Source organism: Aquabacterium sp. NJ1 (assembly GCF_000768065.1).
Lineage (GTDB): Bacteria > Pseudomonadota > Gammaproteobacteria > Burkholderiales > Burkholderiaceae_C > Aquabacterium.
Map to the genome: position 1 here is coordinate 4,183,871 of NZ_JRKM01000001.1, position 18,960 is coordinate 4,202,830.

Consider the following 18,960-nt stretch of genomic DNA (forward strand, 5'->3'; position numbering starts at 1 on the left):
GTGAGGGCATTCCGATGCCTTGCCAGGGGGAATTGTTCGCGTAAACAGGGGGGAGAGGCGGCATCCGGGCTGCCAGCGAGGGCAAAAAACAAAGCCCGGGGGATGCCCGGGCTTCATCTGGGTGCGCTGGCCGTGCACGGTGGGTGCACGACGCGTCACGCGTCTTTTGCGGCTTGCCGTGATTTACTGGGCGCCAGCGGGCGCTTCAAACAGGGCGGGGCGAGGCTGCCTGGCCAGTTCGGCCTCGGCGGCGCGCTGGGTGTCGTTGGCGCAGCCATCCACCAGGCGGTGGCCGGCCTTGACGTCCATCAGCATGGATTTGGTCAGGATCTGGATCAGCAGGGTGCCGCCCTTGACGTCTTCCAGGCGGATGGCGCCCGTGTTGGACAGAACGGGCTTCATGGTCCACGACTGCTTGCCCAGCGTCAGCTTGAAGTAGCCCTTGTTCCGGCTGTCAGCACCCACGGAGACGCGCTTGCCGAATTCGCAGTTGTAGCTGCCCACCATGACACGCTCGGCGGCCTGGAGCTGGTCCGGCGTGGCTTCAGGCAGGGCCACAAATTTTTCGGCGAGGATCTTCTTGGATGCGCTGGCGGCGTGCGCCAGTTGGGGGCCGAAGGTGGCGGCAACCATGCCCAGCACCATGCCGGCCGACAAGGCCAGGGTGCGGATACGTTGATGGCGCTGGATGCGGGGGGTAGCGGTCTTCGTCATGGCGAGGGGCCTTACTTCAATCACTGGCGTTGATCAATGGACGCGGATTTCGCCTTGTGGAACAGGCGCCGCGCTGGCTGAGGGGCCGATCTTGCCACCAAACCAGCGGGGTCAAACGTAAGAACTGCCCCCGGTTTGTACGCATTGGTACAAGCCGGGGGCGTGATCAGAACGTGTCGCCGGGCACGCGTACCCAGCCTTCCATGAGGATGCGGGCGCTGCGGCTCATGATGGCCTTGGTGACCGTCCACTGGCCATTCACCTGTCTGGCCTGGGCGCCCACGCGCAGGGTGCCCGAGGGGTGGCCAAAACGGACAGCCTCCCGTTCGCCGCCACCTGCGGCCTGGTTGACCAGGGTGCCGGGGATGGCCGCCGCCGTGCCGATGGCCACGGCCGCCGTGCCCATCATGGCGTGGTGCAGCTTGCCCATGGACAAGGCGCGCACCAGCAGGTCGATCTCGCCGGCTTCAATGGTTTTGCCGCTGGAGGCCTTGTAGCTGGTGGGGGGGGCCACGAAGGCAATCTTGGGTGTGTGCTGGCGGGTGGCGGCTTCTTCAGGTGTCTTGATCAGCCCCATGCGCAGCGCACCCGCCACGCGGATGGCCTCGAAACGCTTGAGCGCAGCCGGGTCATTGTTGATCTGCTCGCGCAGTTCGGTGCCGGTGTAGCCGATGTCCTTGGCGTTGACGAACACGGTGGGGATGCCGGCCGTGATCATCGTGGCCTTGAAGGTGCCCACGCCCGGCACGTCCAGGTCGTCGACCAGGTTGCCGGTGGGGAACATCGAGCCGCCTTCGTCGCCATCATCGGATGGGTCCATGAACTCGAGCACGATCTCGGCGGCGGGGAAGGTCACGCCGTCGAGTTCGAAATCACCGGTTTCCTGCACCTGGCCATTGGTGATGGGCACGTGGGCGATGATGGTCTTCTTGATGTTGGCCTGCCAGACGCGGACCACTGCAGTGCCGTTCTGCGGAATGCGCGCAGGGTCAACCAGGCCGGCATGGATGGCGAAGGCGCCAGCTGCCGTCGACAGGTTGCCGCAGTTGCCCGACCAGTCCACAAAGGGCTTGTCGATCGACACCTGGCCATACAGGTAGTCCACATCGTGATCAGGCACGCTGGACTTGGACAGGATCACGCACTTCGAGGTGGACGACGTGGCCCCGCCCATGCCGTCGATGTGGGCGGCATAGGGGTCCGGGCTGCCGATCACGCGCATGAACAGCTTGTCGCGTGCTTCGCCGGGCTGCTGGCAGGCGGCGGGCAGGTCCTGCAGGCGGAAGAACACGCCCTTGCTGGTGCCGCCACGGATGTAGGTGGCGGGGATTTTGATTTGCGGTGCGAATGCCATGCCGAAGTCCTTTCAGGCAGCCTTGTTTGCCGCAAGAAAATCTTGTGCAAAGCGTTGCAGCACGCCACCAGCCTGGTACACCGACACCTCTTCCGCCGTATCCAGGCGGCAGGTCATCGGCACCTTCACCACTTCGCCATTCTTGCGGGTGATGACCAGGTTCAGGTCGGCGCGGGGCTTGAGTTCGCCTTCCACGTCGTACGTCTCGGTGCCATCCAAAGCCAGCGTCAGGCGGTTGGTGCCTGGCTTGAACTCCAGGGGCATCACACCCATGCCGATCAGGTTGGTGCGGTGGATGCGCTCGAAGCCTTCCGCGGCGATGGCTTCCACGCCGGCCAGGCGCACGCCCTTGGCGGCCCAGTCACGCGAAGAGCCTTGACCGTAGTCGGCGCCGGCCACGATGATCAGCGGCTGCTTGCGCTCGTAGTAGGTCTCCATGGCTTCCCACATGCGCACGACCTTGCCTTCGGGCTCGATGCGGGCCAGCGAGCCGGCCTTCACCTTGCCATCGGCATCACGCACCATCTCGTTCTTCAGCGTGGGGTTCGCGAAGGTGGCGCGCATGGCGGTGAGGTGGTCGCCGCGGTGGGTGGCGTAGGAGTTGAAGTCTTCTTCGGGCAGACCCATCTTGTGCAGGTACTCACCGGCCGCCGAGTTCATCAGGATCGCGTTGGAAGGCGACAGGTGGTCGGTGGTGATGTTGTCCGGCAGGATGGCCAGCGGGCGCATGCCCTTTAGCGTGCGCGGGTTGGCGGCCAGCGCGCCCACACCTTCCGTGTCCCAGTAAGGCGGGCGGCGGATGTAGGTGGACTGCGGGCGCCAGTCGTACTGCGGGCTCACCTTCACGCCCTTGTCGGCCTGGATGGCGAACATGGGTTCGTACACCGCGCGGAACATCTCGGGCTTCACGGCCGCCTTCACGATGGCATCGATCTCTTCATCCGAAGGCCAGATGTCCTTGAGGCGAATTTCCTTGCCGTCCACCACGGCCAGCACATCGTTTTCGATGTCGAAGCGCACGGTGCCGGCAATGGCGTAGGCCACGACCAGCGGGGGCGAAGCCAGGAAGGCTTGCTTGGCGTAGGGGTGGATGCGGCCGTCGAAGTTGCGGTTGCCGGAGAGCACGGCAGTGGCGTACAGGTCGCGGTCAACGATTTCCTTCTGGATCTTGGGGTCCAGCGCGCCGGACATGCCGTTGCAGGTCGTGCAGGCGAAAGCCACGATGCCGAAGCCGAGCTTTTCCAGGTCGCCCAGCAGATTGGCTTCCTTGAGGTACAGCTCCACGGCCTTCGAGCCAGGGGCCAGCGAAGACTTCACCCAGGGCTTGCGCGTCAGGCCCAGCTTGTTGGCGTTGCGGGCCAGCAAGGCCGCAGCGATCACGTTGCGTGGGTTGGAGGTGTTGGTGCAACTGGTGATGGCGGCGATGATCACGGCGCCATCGGGCATCGTGCCTTCACCGGCAGCAGGCATGGTCCATTTGCCAGCGATGCCCTTGGCCGCCAGATCGCTCGTGGCCACGCGGGCGTGCGGGTTCGAGGGGCCGGCCATGTTGCGCACCACGCTGGACAGGTCGAACGTCAGGTCGCGTTCGTACACGGCGTCCTTGAGCGAATCCGACCACAGGCCGGCTTGCTTGGCATAGGTCTCGACCAGCTTGACCTGTTCTGCGTCGCGGCCGGTCAGCGTCAGGTAGTCCAGGGTCTGCTGGTCGATGCTGAACATGGCGGCGGTGGCGCCGTATTCGGGGGCCATGTTCGAGATGGTGGCGCGGTCGCCGATGGTCAGCTTGGAAGCACCTTCGCCGTAGAACTCCAGGTAGGCACCCACGACCTTGTTCTTGCGCAGGAACTCGGTCAGGGCCAGCACCACGTCGGTGGCAGTGATGCCGGGTTGGCGTTGGCCGGTCAGCTTCACGCCGACGATTTCAGGCAGGCGCATCCACGAGGCGCGGCCCAGCATCACGTTCTCGGCTTCCAGTCCGCCCACGCCGATGGCGATCACGCCCAGCGCATCCACGTGAGGCGTGTGCGAGTCGGTGCCCACGCAGGTGTCGGGGTAGGCCAGGCCCTTGTCGGCATGGATCACGGGCGACATCTTCTCCAGATTGATCTGGTGCATGATGCCGTTGCCCGCAGGGATCACGTCCACATTGGCGAAGGCATTCTTGGTCCACTCGATGAAGTGGAAGCGGTCTTCGTTGCGGCGCTCTTCGATCTCCCGGTTCTTCTTGAAGGCATCGGGGTCGAACCCACCGCACTCCACGGCCAGAGAGTGGTCCACGATCAGCTGCACGGGCACCACGGGGTTGACCTTGGCCGGGTCGCCGCCTTCCTTGGCGATGGCGTCACGCAGGCCGGCGAGGTCCACCAGGGCGGTCTGGCCCAGGATGTCGTGGCAGGCCACGCGAGCGGGGAACCAGGGGAAGTCGAGGTCACGCTTGCGCTCGATCAGCTGGGTCAGGCAGTCGTTGATGATGGCCGGGTCTGCCTTGCGCACGATGTTCTCGGCGTGCACGCGCGAGGTGTAAGGCAGGGTGGCCCAGGCGCCGGGTTTGATGGCTTCAACGGCGGCTTGGGTGTCGAAGTAGTCCAGCTTGGTGCCGGGCAGGTTCTTGCGGAATTGGGTGTTGATGTTGCTCATGGCCGGGGCACTCGGTGAACAGTGAGGCTCAAGGTAAAAGGGCGCCTGAGGCGCCCTTGCTGTGCTGAATTACTTGCGGTCCTTCAGCGGTACGAACTTCTGGTCTTCAGGGCCGGTGTAGTTGGCCGATGGGCGGATGATCTTGCCGTCGATGCGCTGCTCGATCACGTGGGCCGACCAGCCGGAGGTACGGGCGATCACGAACAGCGGGGTGAACATGGCAGTGGGCACGCCCATCATGTGGTAGCTCACGGCCGAGAACCAGTCCAGGTTGGGGAACATCTTCTTGATTTCCCACATCACCGACTCCAGGCGGGCGGCGATGTCGTACATCTTCATGTTGTTCTGTTCCTTGGACAGGTCTTCCGCCACCTTCTTGATGACCACGTTGCGCGGGTCGCTCACGGTGTAGACGGGGTGGCCGAAGCCGATCACGACTTCCTTCTTCTCGACGCGGGCGCGGATGTCGGCCTCGGCTTCATCGGGGTTGTCGTAGCGCTTCTGGATCTCGAAGGCCACTTCGTTGGCGCCGCCGTGCTTGGGGCCACGCAGGGCACCGATGCCACCGGTCAGTGCGGAGTACATGTCCGAGCCCGTGCCGGCCACCACGCGCGAGGTGAAGGTCGAGGCGTTGAACTCGTGCTCTGCGTACAGGATCAGGCTGGTGTGCATGGCGCGCACCCAGCTGTCACGGGGCTTCTCGCCGTGCAGCAGGTGCAGGAAGTGGCCGCCGATGGAGTCGTCATCGGTTTCCACGTCGATGCGCTTGCCGTTGTGGCTGTAGTGGTACCAGTACAGCAGCATCGAGCCCAGCGAGGCCATCAGCTTGTCGGCGATGTCACGGGCGCCGGGGTGGTTGTGGTCGTCCTTTTCAGGAGACAGGCAGCCCAGAACCGACACGCCTGTGCGCATCACGTCCATCGGGTGAGCGGAAGGGGGCAGTTGCTCCAGCGCGGCCTTCAGGCCGGCGGGCAGGCCGCGCAGCGACTTCAGCTTGGCCTTGTAGCCAGCCAGTTCGGCCACGGTGGGCAGCTTGCCGTGCACCAGCAGGTGGGCGATTTCTTCGAATTCACAGGTTGTGGCGACGTCCAGGATGTCGTAGCCACGGTAGGCCAGGTCGTTGCCGGTGCGGCCCACGGTACACAGGGCCGTGTTGCCGGCAGCAGTGCCCGACAGGGCAACGGACTTCTTGGGCTTGAAACCGGGGGTGGTCGTTTCGGGTGTAGCGCTCATGGATGAGGTTCCTGGCTTGAAGGTTGAGGCAGTCGGTTGAAACAGTCGGGATGCTTACTTCTTGGCGGCGAACAGCGCGTCAAGTTTGCCTTCAAAGGCGTGGTAGCCAATGCGGTCGTACAGCTCCTCACGGGTCTGCATGATGTCCACCACGTTCTTCTGGTGGCCGTCGCGTCGAATGGCAGTGTAGACCGCCTCGGCCGCCTTGTTCATGGCGCGGAAAGCGCTCAGTGGGTAGAGCACCATGCCCACGCCGGTGGGGCGCAGTTCGTCCACGCTGAACAGCGGGGTCTTGCCGAATTCGGTGATGTTGGCCAGCACGGGCACCTTCACGGCCTTCACGAACTTTTCATAGGTGGGCAGGTCGTAGGCAGCTTCGGCGAAGATGCCGTCGGCGCCGGCTTCCACGCAGGCAATCGCACGCTCGATGGCCGCATCCACACCGTGCACCTGGATGGCGTCGGTGCGGGCGATCAGGAAGAAGTCCTTGTCGGTCTTGGCGTCAGCCGCGGCCTTGACGCGGTCCACCATTTCTTCGGTGGTGACGATTTCCTTGCCGGGGCGGTGGCCGCAGCGTTTCGCGCCCACCTGGTCTTCAATGTGGCAAGCGGCGGCGCCGGCCTTGATCAGGCTCTTGACGGTGCGTTCGATGTTGAAGGCCGAGGGGCCGAAGCCGGTGTCGATGTCGACCAGCAAAGGCAGGTCGCACACATCGGTGATGCGGCGGGTGTCGGTCAGCACGTCGTCCAGCGTGTTGATGCCCAGGTCGGGCAGGCCCAGCGAGCCCGCAGCCACACCGCCACCCGAAAGGTAGATCGCACGGTAGCCCGCGCGCTTGGCCAGCAAAGCATGGTTGGCGTTGATCGCGCCAATGATTTGCAGTGGGGATTCTTCCGCGAGGGCTTGGCGGAAACGGGCGCCAGGGGTCAGGGTGGCCATGTCAGATCTCCAACTTGAAAAAGCAGCGAGGTATGCCAGGCATGAAATGCAACGCCTGTGCCAGCGGGTCAGCGTGCCGCCATGATGCAGCCGTCAAGGGGCGAGGCATAGGGCAAGCACTTGATTTTCATGGATTTTTCAGTTGGTGGTGTGTGTACGCACACCAAATGACGATGACATCGTTTCATGTTGAGTTTCTTTGATGAAACAATTTTTTATCAAATATGAAACAATGGGTGTGAAACACGCTACGCCCAGGCGTGACCCGACTGACACCATGCCCGCCCTCCAGCCAGCCAGCGTCCCTGCTTCCACGTTGCCGCACCTTGTTGCGGTGGGCTTTCGGCGCATCAACAAGATGCTGCAGGAGTTGGCGCCCGATTTTGCCGGCCGCGCCTCGGTGGACGTGCTGGACGTGGGCTTCGAGCAGGCCGTCAGCCGCATCCGCGAGATGCAGGCCAACCAGACCCTCAGGCCCATCGACGTGGTGGTGTCCGCAGGCTCCAATGGCGCCTACCTGCGCCAGCATCTCGACATGCCTGTGGTGCTGGTCAAGGTCGGCGGCTTCGATGTGATGCAGGCCCTGGCCGTGGCGCGGCGTGTGTCCGCCAAGGTCGGGCTGGTGACGTATGAAGGCATGGCGCCCGACCTCGCGCCATTTGCCGAGTTGCTCGACATGGGCCTGGTGCAACGCACCTACCGCACCGAAGAAGACGCGCAGGCCTGTGTGCTGGCGCTCAAGGACATGGGCGTTCAGGCCGTGGTTGGCCCGGGCCTGGTGGCCGACATGGCCGATCAGCACGGGTTGACGGGCGTGTTCCTCTACTCGGCTGACGCCGTGCGCGAGGCGTTGGAAGACGCGGTGGAGGTGGCGCGCGCCTCGCGCATCGAACTGGCCAAGCGTGAACGCCTCAACACCATCCTGGCCCATTTGAGTGACGGCGTGATCGCCGTTGACCAGCAGGAGCGCATCCAGACGCTCAACCCCGCCATGGCGCAGTGGCTGGGCATCTCCGCCTCGGACTGGCTGGGGCGCAAGCTCAGCGAGGTCTGCCCTGAACTCAGCCTGCAAGGCACCTTGAGGCTGGGCCTGCAGGAGCTGGAAAAAATCGAACGCGTCAAAGGCAAGGCCCTGATCGCCAATCGCATGCCCATCGTCGAACAAGGCGTTTTAACCGGTGCCGTGCTCAGCTGTCAGGACCCGATCAGCATCCAGCGGGTGGACCGCCACATCCGCACGCGCATCAAGCCCAATGCGCCGGGCACCCGCTATGAGCTCAGCCAGTTCCTGGGCGAGAGTCCGGCTGTGTCGCACATCAGGCAGGTGGCCCAACGCTGCGCGCAAAGCCAGGCCACGGTCTTGCTGATTGGCGAGAGCGGCACCGGCAAGGAGTTGATCGCGCAAGGCATCCACATGGCCAGCGACCGGTGCGATATGCCCTTCGTGGCGGTCAACTGCGCGGCCATGTCCGAGACCTTGCTGGAAAGCGAGCTGTTCGGTTATGAAGAAGGTGCTTTCACCGGTGCGCGCAAAGGCGGCAAGATCGGCCTGTTCGAGGCGGCCCACAACGGCACACTCTTTCTGGATGAGGTGGGCGAGATGCCCGTGTCGCTGCAAACACGCCTGCTGCGCGTGCTGCAGGAGCGCGAGGTGTTGCGCGTGGGGGCCACCGAGCCCACGCCCGTCAATGTGCGCGTGATCGCCGCCACGCACCGTGATCTCAAGGAGCAGGTCGACCGCGGCCTGTTCCGGCTGGATCTGTATTACCGGCTCAATATCCTGCGCGTGGACGTGCCGCCCTTGCGCGAGCGCCCGCAGGACATCGCCCCGATCGCACGTGCCCTGCAGCGCAAGCTGTGCCTGCGCTTGGGTCTGGATGTGCGCGCTACCTCGGGCTTGATCGAGGCGCTGCTCAAGCAGGCGCAGGGCTACGACTGGCCAGGCAATGTGCGGGAGCTCGAAAACCTGATCGAGCGCGTCACGGCCTATGCTGGCTCACTGCGGGAGGCTCAGGCTGTGGATGCCCGTCAAGCCAAGGCCTTTCTGGAGGCGGTGGTGCCGGAGTTGTTCGCGCAGCATGCCGCGCATCGCGAAGAACCGGGGCCTTGGCCTGTGAGTGCGTCGGTGGCCCGCCATGTGGCGCCAGCCGGCCCGCCATTGCGGCAGGCCCAGCGGCAGGCAGAGCGCGCCGAGATCATGCGTGTGCTGGCTGCATGTGGTGGGGACCGTGCACTGGCCAGTCAGCAGCTCGGTATCAGCCGCACGACCTTGTGGCGCAAGCTGAAAGAGGGCGCCTGAGTCAGCAGGCGTAAGACTCGATGAAGCGCGTGTCCGGGCCTGGCACGCAGTGCGCCGACGCGGCTTCGATGAGCAGGGTGCTGCCATTGTGAAACTGCAGGGTGAGTTGAACCGCGCCATCGCTCACCCACGGCAGGGTCAGTTGCCTGACCATCCCGCTGCCCACCCGGCAGGAACCTTCCGAGATGCTGCCCATGCAGCTTGACACGGGCCCCGTCAGGCGAGCCTGTACCAACACCAGTTCAACCGGTTTCAGAAAGCCCGGCATGCCCGCGCGCTCGACCGCCGCCGCCGAGAAGGTGATGCGAGCGGCCTGATTGTCTTCGTCGGGTGGTATGACGTGCAGGACTTCGGAGTTGTGCCAGAACAGGATGTCGCTCATGGCGGCAAGCCTACAGCAGGTCGGCAAGGTGTGCAGCCGCGCATTACGATAGCGCCCTCCCAGCTCACGGTGTGCAAGAGGTCACCGCATGAAGACCGAGTTCGATTGCCAGCAATGTGGCGCATGTTGCGCCTACTTCCGGGTTTCCTTTTACTGGGGTGAGGCCGATGACGCCCCTGGCGGAACCGTGCCCGTCGCGCTGACCGAGTCCGTGACGCCCTTGCGGCGCTGCATGCAGGGCACGAACAGCAAGCAGCCGCGGTGTGTGGCCTTGGGTGGGCAGATCGGCCAGCAGGTCGCCTGCGGTATCTACGCACACCGCTCGACCACCTGCCAGGAGTTGATGCCGGGCGATGAAAAGTGCCTCAAGGCGCGTCGGCACCACGGTTTGCCGGCCTGATCTTCACCCTGACGAAGGCCGGGTCATGCATTGGCGATGCCCCTAAAAGGCACTCAAATAGGCCGCAAACCGGCACTTTTCGGCACCGGTGCTCAGGTTTTCGCGAAGCATTCCGATAAGCCGAAGATCAACAGTGGTTGAAGCCGTTTGCGCTCCCGGCTGGGTGGGCGCCCCAAAGGATGTCGAGATCATGGTGAATCTCCATCAACTCAAGCTCGGGCAGCGTCTCTGGTTGGGATTTGGTCTGGTTCTGTTGCTGACGGCGATCATGGCCGCGGTGGGTTGGACGCGCTTGTCGAGCACGATCAACGACATCGACGACAACGCGAAGGTGCAGGAGCGTGCGACCGCCGCCTTGAAGTGGGAAAGCCTGACCCTGCTCAACGTCAACCGCACACTGGCCATTGCCGAAGCGGGCGGGGTTACCGACGTCAAGGATCACTTCTCGCCTCTGATCAAGGAGACGTCGGCGCAGATCAGTGCCATCCAGAAAGTGCTGGAGGCCAGCGCGTCAACCGCTGATGAAAAGGCGCGCTTCGAGGACATCGCCGCCAAGCGCAAGGTGTACATCACCGCCCGGGACTCCATTTTCTCCTTCCTGGAGATGGAAGACCCCGGTGCCAAGGAAGCGCTCAAGAGCCAGCTCCTGCCGGCTGCCACGCGCTACATCACCGCCATCAACGACTACCAGCGTGCCCAGCGCAAGATGGCCGATGAGGCGTCCGCCAACACGCATGCCAATGTGGCCACGGCCAAGATCGTGATGATGGTGCTGGCGCTGGTCTGCCTTGGCCTGGGGGCTTACTGCGCCTGGGTCATGGCGCGTTCGGTCACGGTGCCGCTGCGCAAGGTGGTGGCGGCCACACAGGTCATTGCCGGTGGCGACCTGTCGCACCGGGTCGAAATGGATGGTCGTGACGAGTTGTGCGAGCTGTGCCACAGCCTGGAGGCCATGCAGGTGTCCTTGCGCTCGATCGTGGGCGAGGTTCGCCAGTCCACGGACTCGATCACGGTGGCCAGCGACGAGGTTGCCTCGGGCAGCCAGGATCTGTCCAGTCGCACCGAGCAGGCGGCATCCAGCCTGCAGGAGACGGCCTCCACGATGGAGGAAATCTCCGGCACCATCCGCAACACGGCCGACGCGGCCCGCATGGCCAATCAACTGGCCGCAGGTGCCGCGGAAGCGGCCAGCCGCGGTGGCACCGTTGTGTCCCAGGTGGTGTCGACCATGGACGAGATCACCCAGAGCTCGCGCCGCATCGTGGACATCATCGGTGTGATCGATGGCATTGCTTTCCAGACCAACATCCTGGCCCTGAACGCCGCCGTGGAAGCTGCGCGGGCAGGCGAGCAGGGCAGAGGCTTTGCCGTGGTGGCTGGTGAGGTGCGGGCCCTGGCCCAGCGCGCTGCCGGTGCTGCCAAGGAAATCAAGGTGCTGATCAGCGCATCCAGCGAACGCGTCGACGCGGGGGCCACCCTGGTCAATGACGCGGGCGCTTCGATGGCCGCCATCGTGGACTCCGTGCAGCGCGTCACCGACATCATCGGTGAGATCACCTCGGCATCCACCGAGCAATCCGAAGGCATCAGCCAGGTCAACATCGCGGTGACCCAGCTCGACAGCATGACGCAGCAAAACGCCGCGTTGGTCGAGCAGTCCGCCGCAGCCGCCGAGAGCCTGAAGGATCAGGCCGCCAAGCTGGCCGAGGTGGTGTCGGTGTTCAAGCTGTCCTGATCTGCGCGCGTCAAGACGGGAAGAAGGCTTCCTCGATCTCGATGGGTAGGGGCTGGCCTGTCAGCCAGGCGCGCTCCAGCACGTACCAGTAATGGCGGTAGCTGGCGCGGTCATGCAGCGTGCCCCGATGCGAGATGGGTGCCCAGTGCGCGGCCTGCGCATCCTGCAGGATCTCGATGGCGTCATCGACCTCGGCCGTGACCGGCGCAAAGGCTTCGAGGATCACTCGGACCTGATCAGGGTGGATGCTCCACATGCGCGTGTAGCCCAGTTCGCGCGCGGCCCGGGTGGCGGCGGTGTTCAAGGCGCGCTTGTCCTTGAATTCGGTGACCACGCAGTGCGAGGGCGTGATGCCCGCTGCATGGCAGGCCGCCGAGATTTCCAGCTTGGCCCGCACGACCAGTGGGTGTTCGAACTGCCCCGTGGCTGACATGGCCGATGCGGGCACGGCGCCGCGATGATCGGACACGAAATCCATCAAACCGAAGGACAGCGACTCGACGCCAGGCAGGCTGGCGATCTCGCCCACTTCCTGCAGGGCCTTGTGCGTTTCGATCAGCACATGCACGGGCACGATGTGGCCCACGCCATGCTTGAGGCGCGATGCCTTGATGGCTTCCACGGCACGCTGGGCTTCGGTGGCATTGGCCACTTTGGGCACCATCAGGTAGGCCAGGCGATCACCGGCTTTCCTGATCAGGGTGTCCACGTCGTCCTCGAAGCGGCGGTGGTTGGGTGCATGCACACGGGCGCCCACGCGGCCCCAGGCGTTGTCGGGGCTGTTGAGCAGTTCGGCCACGAGCTCGGCCTGCTCGTGCTCGCCGCCCACGGGGGCGCCATCTTCCAGGTCCAGCGTCACGTCGAACACGGCGCGGCCGGTCTCTTCGGCCATTTCCGATTGCAGCGCGAGGCTCTTGCGCATGCGCGCCTCCACGCCGGCGTAGTGGTCACAGACGGGCAGGGGGGCGGGGCGGGGTTCGGACCCGAACAAGGCTTGACGGGGGTGAATGGCGGTCAGGTTGGACATGGTGATGCGGGCTTGCAGCGCATGCGCGTGATGCGACAAGTCTCGCGCAATTTGCGAGCGTCGTGCGCAGATCCATCTGTCTCAGGTCAAATAAAAAAACCGGCCCCGCCGCGAGGCGAAAGCCGGTTCTTCTTCGCGCATGCAAGCGCGTCACGCCCAAGGCGTCACGCACTCAATGCCGCATCACAGCAGGTGCTTGACGCCGTCTTGCTCGCCTTGCAGTTCAGCCAGGGTCTTGTTGATGCACTCTTGCGAGAAGGCATCGATTTCCAGGCCTTCGACGATCTTGTACTCGCCGTTCTGGGTGATGACGGGGAAGCCGAACACGATGCCGGCGGGGATGCCGTATTCGCCGTTCGAAGGCACGCCCATGGTGACCCATTCGCCGTTGGAGCCCAGGGCCCAGTCACGGATGTGGTCGATGGCGGCGTTGGCAGCCGAAGCGGCCGACGACAGGCCGCGAGCGGCGATGATGGCGGCGCCACGCTTGCCCACGGTCGGCAGGAAGGTGTCAGCGTTCCAGACCTGGTCGTTGATCATGTCCTTGATGGACTTGCCGTTCACGGTGGCGAAGCGGTAGTCGGCGTACATGGTGGGCGAGTGGTTGCCCCACACGGTCAGCTTGCGGATGTCGCCAACCTTGGTGCCGGTCTTGGCAGCCAGTTGCGAAGCAGCGCGGTTGTGGTCCAGACGCAGCATGGCGGTGAAGTTCTTGGCAGGCAGATCCGGTGCCGACTTCATGGCGATGTAGGCGTTGGTGTTGGCGGGGTTGCCGACCACCAGCACCTTCACGTTGCGCGAAGCGACGGCGTTCAGTGCCTTGCCTTGAGCCGTGAAGATCTGGGCGTTGGCGGCCAGCAGGTCGGCGCGCTCCATGCCAGGGCCACGGGGACGTGCGCCAACCAGCAGGGCGTAGTCGGTGTCCTTGAAGGCTTGCAGGGGGTCAGAGTGGGCTTCGATGCCGGCCAACAGGGGGAAGGCGCAGTCTTCGAGCTCCATGATCACACCCTTCAGTGCGTTCTGGGCCTTCTCGTCGGGGATTTCCAGCAGTTGCAGGATGACGGGCTGGTCCTTGCCCAGCATTTCGCCAGAGGCGATGCGGAACAACAGGGCGTAACCAATTTGGCCAGCGGCGCCGGTGACGGCGACGCGAACGGGTGCTTTGCTCATGTGCAACTCCGAAAAGGAAGTGAGAGGGGGAAGGGTGTTAGAGACAACCCTAGATTGTAGCGTCGCGCAGGAGTCTAGGGCGATGACCCTTGTGACGTCAACATCTTATGTCTTATATAAGACATCTTTCATCCTACTTCTGGACTTTGCCGGGTACTTGTGGTGCAATCACGCCCGGCCCGGGTTTTATCCGGCGCGGGTCAGTCGGCTGCCTCGTTCAAGGGTGGTCGCCAGCCCCGATCTCACCCCTGATCGACCCCAACCTAGACATACGCTGTGGTGCCTTCCTCGCCATCAAATGCTGCTTCCGATGCCGTGGCGTCTGCCGTTGGTGCGGGTGCATCCGGCGGGGGTGTTGCGGGTGCGGTGGTGCAGGGGCCTTCCTTCAGCCCGCTCTATCAGCAGATCAAGTCGCTGATCCTGCGCAGCCTGCAGTCCGGCGAGTGGCGCCCCGGTGAAGCCATTCCCAGCGAAATCGAACTGGCGTCCCGCTTCAAGGTCAGCCAGGGCACGGTCCGCAAGGCCGTGGACGAACTGGCCTCCGAGAACCTCCTCATGCGCCGCCAGGGCAAGGGCACCTTCGTGGCGACCCATGCCGAAGAGCAGGTGCAGTACCGTTTCCTGCGCCTCGCGCCTGATCAGCCCTCGGCCTTGCCCGGCTCCGCCCACCGCGAATTCCTGGATTGCCGCCGTTTGCGTGCGCCCGTTGATGTGGCTCGTGCCCTGCAGATGAAGGCCGGCGAGATGGTGGTGGAAGTGCGCCGCGTGCTGCATTTTTCCGGCCAGCCTGTGGTGCTGGACGACATCTGGCTGCCCGGTCACATGTTCAAGGGCCTCACGGCTGATCGCCTCAGTGAATACCGGGGCCCGATGTATGGCCTTTTCGAAACCGAGTTCGGTGTGCGCATGATCCGCGCTGAAGAAAAACTGCGTGCCGTGGCCGCTGACGAAACCGACGCCCAATTGCTGGAAGTCGCGCCTGGCACGCCCCTGTTGAGCGTCGAGCGCTTGGCCTTCACCTACGGTGATCAGCCTGTGGAACTGCGCCGCGGCCTCTACCGTACCGACCACCACTATTACCGCAATGAATTGAGCTGACGACCAATTTATTGACCTTGTTCACGCAAAGCGCGTGGTTGTCATGTGGATGACCACAAGCCGAGCGAGTTCGTCGGGCTGGGGATTGCCCTAAAATCCTGGATTCTCTTGACAGATTTTTGACGCTCGGCAGGAGCCTTTAACAACATGGCTGACAACGCGAAAACCCCACGCCCCGTCTTCCGGAACATCCACGTGACTGACATCGTCAGCTACCGACTGCCTCCGGCGGGGATCGTCTCGATCCTCCACCGTATCAGCGGCGCGGTCCTGTTCCTGTTGATGCCCTTCATCATCTGGATGTTCGACACCAGCGTGTCGACCGAGATCTCGTACGACGAGTTCACGGCCATCTTCAATGCCGGTTGCGCCGGCGGCCTGGTGCCCGGCTGGTTCTTCAAGCTGATTGCACTGGGCATCATCTGGGCCTATCTGCAGCACTTCATCGCCGGTGTGCGCCACCTGATCATGGACGCCACCCACCGCGTGAGCAAGGAACAGGGCCACTCCACGGCCGTCATCACCCTGGCCTTGAGCCTGGGCCTGACCGTGGTGCTGGGCGCCAAGCTGTTCGGCCTGTTCTGATTCAAGTTTCGACCGCAGGAAACAACAACCATGTCTCAAAACTACGGAACCAAGCGCATCGTCACGGGTGCGCACTATGGTCTGCGTGACTGGCTGGCGCAGCGCATCACCGCTGTGCTGATGGCCTTGTTCACCGTCGTGCTGCTGGCACAAGTGATCTTTGGCGAGCCCCTGAGCTATGACAAGTGGGCCGGCATCTTCTCGCACCAATGGATGAAGACCCTGACCTTCGTGGTCATCATCGCCTTGCTCTACCACGCGTGGGTGGGCATTCGCGATATCTGGATGGACTACATCAAGCCCGTGGGCGTGCGTCTGGCCCTCCAAGTGTTCAGCATCGTGTGGCTCGTGGGCTGCGCCGGCTGGGCCATCCAAGTGCTGTGGAGACTGTAAAAAATGAGCGCTACTTCCCTTCCTACCCGCAAATTTGACGTCGTGATCGTCGGGGCCGGCGGCTCCGGCATGCGCGCGTCGCTGCAACTGTCTCTGGCTGGCCTGAACGTGGCCGTGCTGTCCAAGGTCTTCCCCACCCGTTCGCACACGGTGGCCGCTCAGGGCGGTATCGGTGCCTCGCTGGGCAACATGTCCGAAGACAACTGGCACTACCACTTCTTCGACACCATCAAGGGCTCCGACTACCTGGGCGACCAGGACGCCATCGAGTTCATGTGCCGTGAAGCGCCCAAGGTCGTGTACGAGCTGGAACACTTCGGCATGCCCTTCGACCGCAACGCCGACGGCACCATCTACCAGCGCCCCTTCGGTGGCCACACCGCCAACTACGGCGAAAAGCCTGTGCAACGCGCTTGCGCTGCCGCTGACCGTACCGGCCACGCCCTGCTGCACACGCTGTACCAGCAAAACGTCAAGGCCCGCACCCAGTTCTTCGTGGAATGGATGGCCCTGGACCTCATCCGTGACGCCGAAGGCGACGTGGTCGGCGTGACTGCCCTGGAAATGGAAACCGGCGACGTGCACGTGCTGCACGCCAAGACCGTGCTGTTCGCCACCGGTGGTGCCGGCCGCATCTTCCAGGCTTCCACCAATGCCTTCATCAACACCGGTGACGGCCTGGGCATGGCGGCACGCGCCGGCATCCCGCTGGAAGACATGGAGTTCTGGCAGTTCCACCCCACCGGCGTGGCCGGCGCGGGCGTGCTGCTGACCGAAGGCTGCCGTGGCGAAGGCGCCATCCTGCGTAACGCCAATGGCGAGCGCTTCATGGAACGCTACGCCCCTACCCTGAAGGACCTGGCCCCGCGTGACTTCGTGTCCCGCTCGATGGACCAGGAAATCAAGGAAGGCCGTGGCTGTGGTCCCAACAAGGACTACGTCCTGCTGGACATGACCCACCTGGGCGCCGACACCATCATGAAGCGACTGCCTTCGGTGTTCGAGATTGGCCACAACTTCGCCAACGTCGACATCACCAAGGAACCGATCCCCGTGGTGCCGACCATCCACTATCAGATGGGCGGTATCCCCACGAACGTGCATGGTCAGGTTGTGGTGCCGGCCAACGGCAAGCCCAACGAGATCGTCAACGGCCTGTATGCCGTGGGTGAATGCTCCTGCGTGTCGGTGCACGGCGCCAACCGCCTGGGCACCAACTCGCTGCTGGACCTGGTCGTGTTCGGCCGCGCCGCCGGCAACCACATTGTCGAGTTCGCCAGCAAGACCAAGTCGCACAAGCCCCTGCCCAAGGACGCCGCCGACTACACGATGTCGCGCCTGGCCCGCCTGGACGGCGCCAAGAACGGCGAGTACTCGCAAGACGTGGCCAACGAGATCCGCGCCACGATGCAGAAGCACGCTGGTGTGTTCCGTACGCAGAAGTCCATGGACGAGGGCGTGCAGCGTATCGCCGCCGTGCGTGAGCGCGTGAAGGCCATCGGCCTGAAAGACAACTCCAAGGTCTTCAACACCGCCCGCATCGAAGCCCTGGAAGTCGACAACCTGATCGAAGCCGCTCAAGCCACCATGGTGGCCGCTGCAGCCCGTCCGGAAAGCCGTGGCGCCCACGCCCACGACGACTTCCCGAACCGCGACGACGTCAACTGGATGAAGCACTCGCTGTGGTACTCCGAAGGCAATCGCCTGGACTACAAGCCCGTGAACCTGACGCCGCTGACCGTGGAATCGGTGCCGCCGAAGGTCCGTACCTTCTGATCCCGTAGCGCCAACCTTCAGGAATCGAACATGAGCACTCAAAAGCGCACCTTCCAAATCTACCGCTACGATCCGGACAAGGACGCCAAGCCCTACATGCAGACCATCGAGATCGAACTCGACGGTCACGAGCGCATGCTGCTGGACGCCCTGGTCAAGCTCAAGGCCGTGGACCCGACCCTGTCGTTCCGCCGCTCCTGCCGCGAAGGCGTCTGCGGTTCGGACGCCATGAACATCAACGGCAAGAACGGCCTGGCCTGCCTGACCAACATGCGCACGCTGCCTGGCACGATCGTGCTCAAGCCGCTGCCTGGCCTGCCTGTGGTCCGCGACCTGATCGTGGACATGACCCAGTTCTTCAAGCAGTACAACTCCATCAAGCCTTACCTCATCAACGATTCGCTGCCGCCCGAAAAAGAGCGTCTGCAGTCGCCTGAAGAGCGTGAAGAGCTCGACGGTCTGTACGAGTGCATCCTGTGCGCCAGCTGCTCGACCAGCTGCCCCAGCTTCTGGTGGAACCCCGACAAGTTCGTGGGCCCCGCCGGCTTGCTGCAGGCCTACCGCTTCATCGCTGACAGCCGCGATCAAGCCACGTCCGAGCGCCTGGACAATCTGGAAGACCCATACCGTCTGTTCCGTTGCCACACCATCATGAACTGCGTGGACGTCTGCCCCAAGGGCCTGAACCCCACGAAGGCCATTGGCAAGATCAAGGAATTGATGGTCAAGCGCGCCGTCTGATCGCTTTCCCCCGATTCGATCAGCTCGTACCCCGAGACCGCCCCAGACATCAAGCAAAGCCGACCCGATGACCAGCACCAGCCCCGTTGCCGACCAGACACCCGATGCGGATGTGCTGAGGCGTCTGCGCTGGCGCTGTCGGCGGGGGCTGCTTGAAAACGATTTGTTCATCGACAAGTTTTTCGAGCAGCACGGCGAAAGCCTGACCACTGGCCTGGTCCAGGGCTTGCTTCAGTTGATGGACCTGTCTGACAATGATCTGCTGGATCTGCTTTTGGCCCGCAAGGAGCCCGAAGGCGAGCTGGCCAATCAGGAAGTCATGCAGGTGCTGTCGATGATGCGGGTTGCCAAGGCCTAGCGGCCGTTTGATTCCCCTCAGTTAAATGGCTGGGGGAAGCAGACTAAGACCCATAATGCCGGCTTAGGATTTTTCCCTAGTCACCGATTTTTTCCCCACAAGACCGATCCCTAGGA

The 18,960-nt window shown here is 63.6% G+C and carries 17 protein-coding genes; 9 read left to right on the plus strand and 8 right to left on the minus strand.

Annotation, left to right across the window (positions count from 1 at the left end; genetic code table 11):
* Nucleotides 1–183 precede the first annotated feature (183 nt).
* From JY96_RS22505 to prpB, 5 genes are all read right to left on the minus strand, one after another.
* Nucleotides 184–714: a hypothetical protein gene (locus JY96_RS22505; protein ID WP_052162698.1), complete on the minus strand. Its 531-nt coding sequence runs from the start codon at nucleotides 712–714 to the stop codon at nucleotides 184–186.
* 166 nt (nucleotides 715–880) lie between these two features.
* The gene (gene prpF, locus JY96_RS17930; RefSeq protein ID WP_035039533.1) at nucleotides 881–2,068 is read right to left on the minus strand and encodes a 2-methylaconitate cis-trans isomerase PrpF; all 1,188 of its coding nucleotides are present in this window, start codon (nucleotides 2,066–2,068) and stop codon (nucleotides 881–883) included.
* Between the two features lie 12 nt (nucleotides 2,069–2,080).
* Nucleotides 2,081–4,708 (minus strand): Fe/S-dependent 2-methylisocitrate dehydratase AcnD, encoded by a 2,628-nt coding sequence (gene acnD / locus JY96_RS17935; protein ID WP_235333972.1) that lies wholly within the window; start codon nucleotides 4,706–4,708, stop codon nucleotides 2,081–2,083.
* Nucleotides 4,709–4,777: 69 nt separating this feature from the next.
* A complete protein-coding gene (prpC, locus tag JY96_RS17940) occupies nucleotides 4,778–5,941 on the minus strand; it encodes a 2-methylcitrate synthase (protein WP_035039535.1) in 1,164 nt (387 codons plus the stop codon).
* Between the two features lie 54 nt (nucleotides 5,942–5,995).
* On the minus strand, nucleotides 5,996–6,880 hold the full coding sequence (gene prpB, locus JY96_RS17945) for a methylisocitrate lyase (RefSeq protein WP_035039537.1): 885 nt from the start codon (nucleotides 6,878–6,880) through the stop codon (nucleotides 5,996–5,998).
* 277 nt (nucleotides 6,881–7,157) lie between these two features.
* Here prpB and prpR point away from each other — a divergent pair, with 277 nt between their 5' ends.
* Entirely contained in the window at nucleotides 7,158–9,179 is a 2,022-nt protein-coding gene (gene prpR / locus JY96_RS17950; protein WP_081961667.1) for a propionate catabolism operon regulatory protein PrpR, read from the plus strand.
* Between the two features lies 1 nt (nucleotide 9,180).
* On the opposite strand, the gene JY96_RS17955 is transcribed toward prpR, so the two are convergent.
* Nucleotides 9,181–9,561, minus strand: a complete 381-nt coding sequence (locus tag JY96_RS17955; protein WP_035039540.1) for a hypothetical protein — start codon at nucleotides 9,559–9,561, stop codon at nucleotides 9,181–9,183.
* Nucleotides 9,562–9,649: 88 nt separating this feature from the next.
* Between JY96_RS17955 and JY96_RS17960 the strand changes: the two genes are divergently transcribed.
* A complete protein-coding gene (locus JY96_RS17960; RefSeq protein ID WP_035039542.1) occupies nucleotides 9,650–9,961 on the plus strand; it encodes a YkgJ family cysteine cluster protein in 312 nt (103 codons plus the stop codon).
* Between the two features lie 190 nt (nucleotides 9,962–10,151).
* Complete coding sequence (locus tag JY96_RS17965; RefSeq protein WP_035043543.1) at nucleotides 10,152–11,696, plus strand: methyl-accepting chemotaxis protein; 1,545 nt, start codon at nucleotides 10,152–10,154, stop codon at nucleotides 11,694–11,696.
* A 10-nt stretch (nucleotides 11,697–11,706) separates the two neighbouring features.
* On the opposite strand, the gene JY96_RS17970 is transcribed toward JY96_RS17965, so the two are convergent.
* Both JY96_RS17970 and JY96_RS17975 read right to left on the minus strand, forming a co-directional pair.
* Nucleotides 11,707–12,723 carry a CoA ester lyase gene (locus JY96_RS17970; protein ID WP_035043545.1) on the minus strand — a complete coding sequence of 339 codons (1,017 nt, stop codon included), beginning with the start codon at nucleotides 12,721–12,723 and terminating at the stop codon, nucleotides 11,707–11,709.
* Between the two features lie 183 nt (nucleotides 12,724–12,906).
* Nucleotides 12,907–13,893 (minus strand): malate dehydrogenase, encoded by a 987-nt coding sequence (locus JY96_RS17975; protein ID WP_035039544.1) that lies wholly within the window; start codon nucleotides 13,891–13,893, stop codon nucleotides 12,907–12,909.
* A gap of 315 nt (nucleotides 13,894–14,208) precedes the next feature.
* Here JY96_RS17975 and JY96_RS17980 point away from each other — a divergent pair, with 315 nt between their 5' ends.
* The 6 genes from JY96_RS17980 to JY96_RS18005 all read left to right on the plus strand — a co-directional run bounded on the left by JY96_RS17980 (nucleotide 14,209) and on the right by JY96_RS18005 (nucleotide 18,844).
* Nucleotides 14,209–14,991, plus strand: coding sequence for a GntR family transcriptional regulator (locus tag JY96_RS17980; protein ID WP_052162699.1), 783 nt, complete (start codon nucleotides 14,209–14,211; stop codon nucleotides 14,989–14,991).
* A 147-nt stretch (nucleotides 14,992–15,138) separates the two neighbouring features.
* Nucleotides 15,139–15,576 carry a succinate dehydrogenase, cytochrome b556 subunit gene (gene sdhC, locus JY96_RS17985; protein ID WP_035039547.1) on the plus strand — a complete coding sequence of 146 codons (438 nt, stop codon included), beginning with the start codon at nucleotides 15,139–15,141 and terminating at the stop codon, nucleotides 15,574–15,576.
* A 30-nt stretch (nucleotides 15,577–15,606) separates the two neighbouring features.
* Entirely contained in the window at nucleotides 15,607–15,969 is a 363-nt protein-coding gene (gene sdhD / locus JY96_RS17990; protein ID WP_035039548.1) for a succinate dehydrogenase, hydrophobic membrane anchor protein, read from the plus strand.
* A gap of 3 nt (nucleotides 15,970–15,972) precedes the next feature.
* Nucleotides 15,973–17,745 (plus strand): succinate dehydrogenase flavoprotein subunit, encoded by a 1,773-nt coding sequence (gene sdhA / locus JY96_RS17995; protein WP_035039550.1) that lies wholly within the window; start codon nucleotides 15,973–15,975, stop codon nucleotides 17,743–17,745.
* A gap of 30 nt (nucleotides 17,746–17,775) precedes the next feature.
* A complete protein-coding gene (locus tag JY96_RS18000; RefSeq protein ID WP_035039552.1) occupies nucleotides 17,776–18,486 on the plus strand; it encodes a succinate dehydrogenase iron-sulfur subunit in 711 nt (236 codons plus the stop codon).
* Nucleotides 18,487–18,553: 67 nt separating this feature from the next.
* Nucleotides 18,554–18,844, plus strand: a complete 291-nt coding sequence (locus JY96_RS18005) for a succinate dehydrogenase assembly factor 2 (protein ID WP_035039553.1) — start codon at nucleotides 18,554–18,556, stop codon at nucleotides 18,842–18,844.
* Nucleotides 18,845–18,960: the final 116 nt, after the last annotated feature.

Coding starts and splice junctions, on each gene's coding strand:
- JY96_RS18005 (WP_035039553.1), top strand. CDS start 18,554: ATGACCAGCACCAGCCCCGTTGCCGACCAGACACCCGATGCGGATGTG.
- sdhD (WP_035039548.1), top strand. CDS start 15,607: ATGTCTCAAAACTACGGAACCAAGCGCATCGTCACGGGTGCGCACTAT.
- JY96_RS17960 (WP_035039542.1), top strand. CDS start 9,650: ATGAAGACCGAGTTCGATTGCCAGCAATGTGGCGCATGTTGCGCCTAC.
- JY96_RS17955 (WP_035039540.1), bottom strand. CDS start 9,561: ATGAGCGACATCCTGTTCTGGCACAACTCCGAAGTCCTGCACGTCATA.
- JY96_RS17965 (WP_035043543.1), top strand. CDS start 10,152: ATGGTGAATCTCCATCAACTCAAGCTCGGGCAGCGTCTCTGGTTGGGA.
- prpC (WP_035039535.1), bottom strand. CDS start 5,941: ATGAGCGCTACACCCGAAACGACCACCCCCGGTTTCAAGCCCAAGAAG.
- sdhC (WP_035039547.1), top strand. CDS start 15,139: ATGGCTGACAACGCGAAAACCCCACGCCCCGTCTTCCGGAACATCCAC.
- JY96_RS17975 (WP_035039544.1), bottom strand. CDS start 13,893: ATGAGCAAAGCACCCGTTCGCGTCGCCGTCACCGGCGCCGCTGGCCAA.
- acnD (WP_235333972.1), bottom strand. CDS start 4,708: ATGAGCAACATCAACACCCAATTCCGCAAGAACCTGCCCGGCACCAAG.
- prpB (WP_035039537.1), bottom strand. CDS start 6,880: ATGGCCACCCTGACCCCTGGCGCCCGTTTCCGCCAAGCCCTCGCGGAA.
- sdhA (WP_035039550.1), top strand. CDS start 15,973: ATGAGCGCTACTTCCCTTCCTACCCGCAAATTTGACGTCGTGATCGTC.
- JY96_RS17970 (WP_035043545.1), bottom strand. CDS start 12,723: ATGTCCAACCTGACCGCCATTCACCCCCGTCAAGCCTTGTTCGGGTCC.
- JY96_RS22505 (WP_052162698.1), bottom strand. CDS start 714: ATGACGAAGACCGCTACCCCCCGCATCCAGCGCCATCAACGTATCCGC.
- prpF (WP_035039533.1), bottom strand. CDS start 2,068: ATGGCATTCGCACCGCAAATCAAAATCCCCGCCACCTACATCCGTGGC.
- prpR (WP_081961667.1), top strand. CDS start 7,158: ATGCCCGCCCTCCAGCCAGCCAGCGTCCCTGCTTCCACGTTGCCGCAC.
- JY96_RS18000 (WP_035039552.1), top strand. CDS start 17,776: ATGAGCACTCAAAAGCGCACCTTCCAAATCTACCGCTACGATCCGGAC.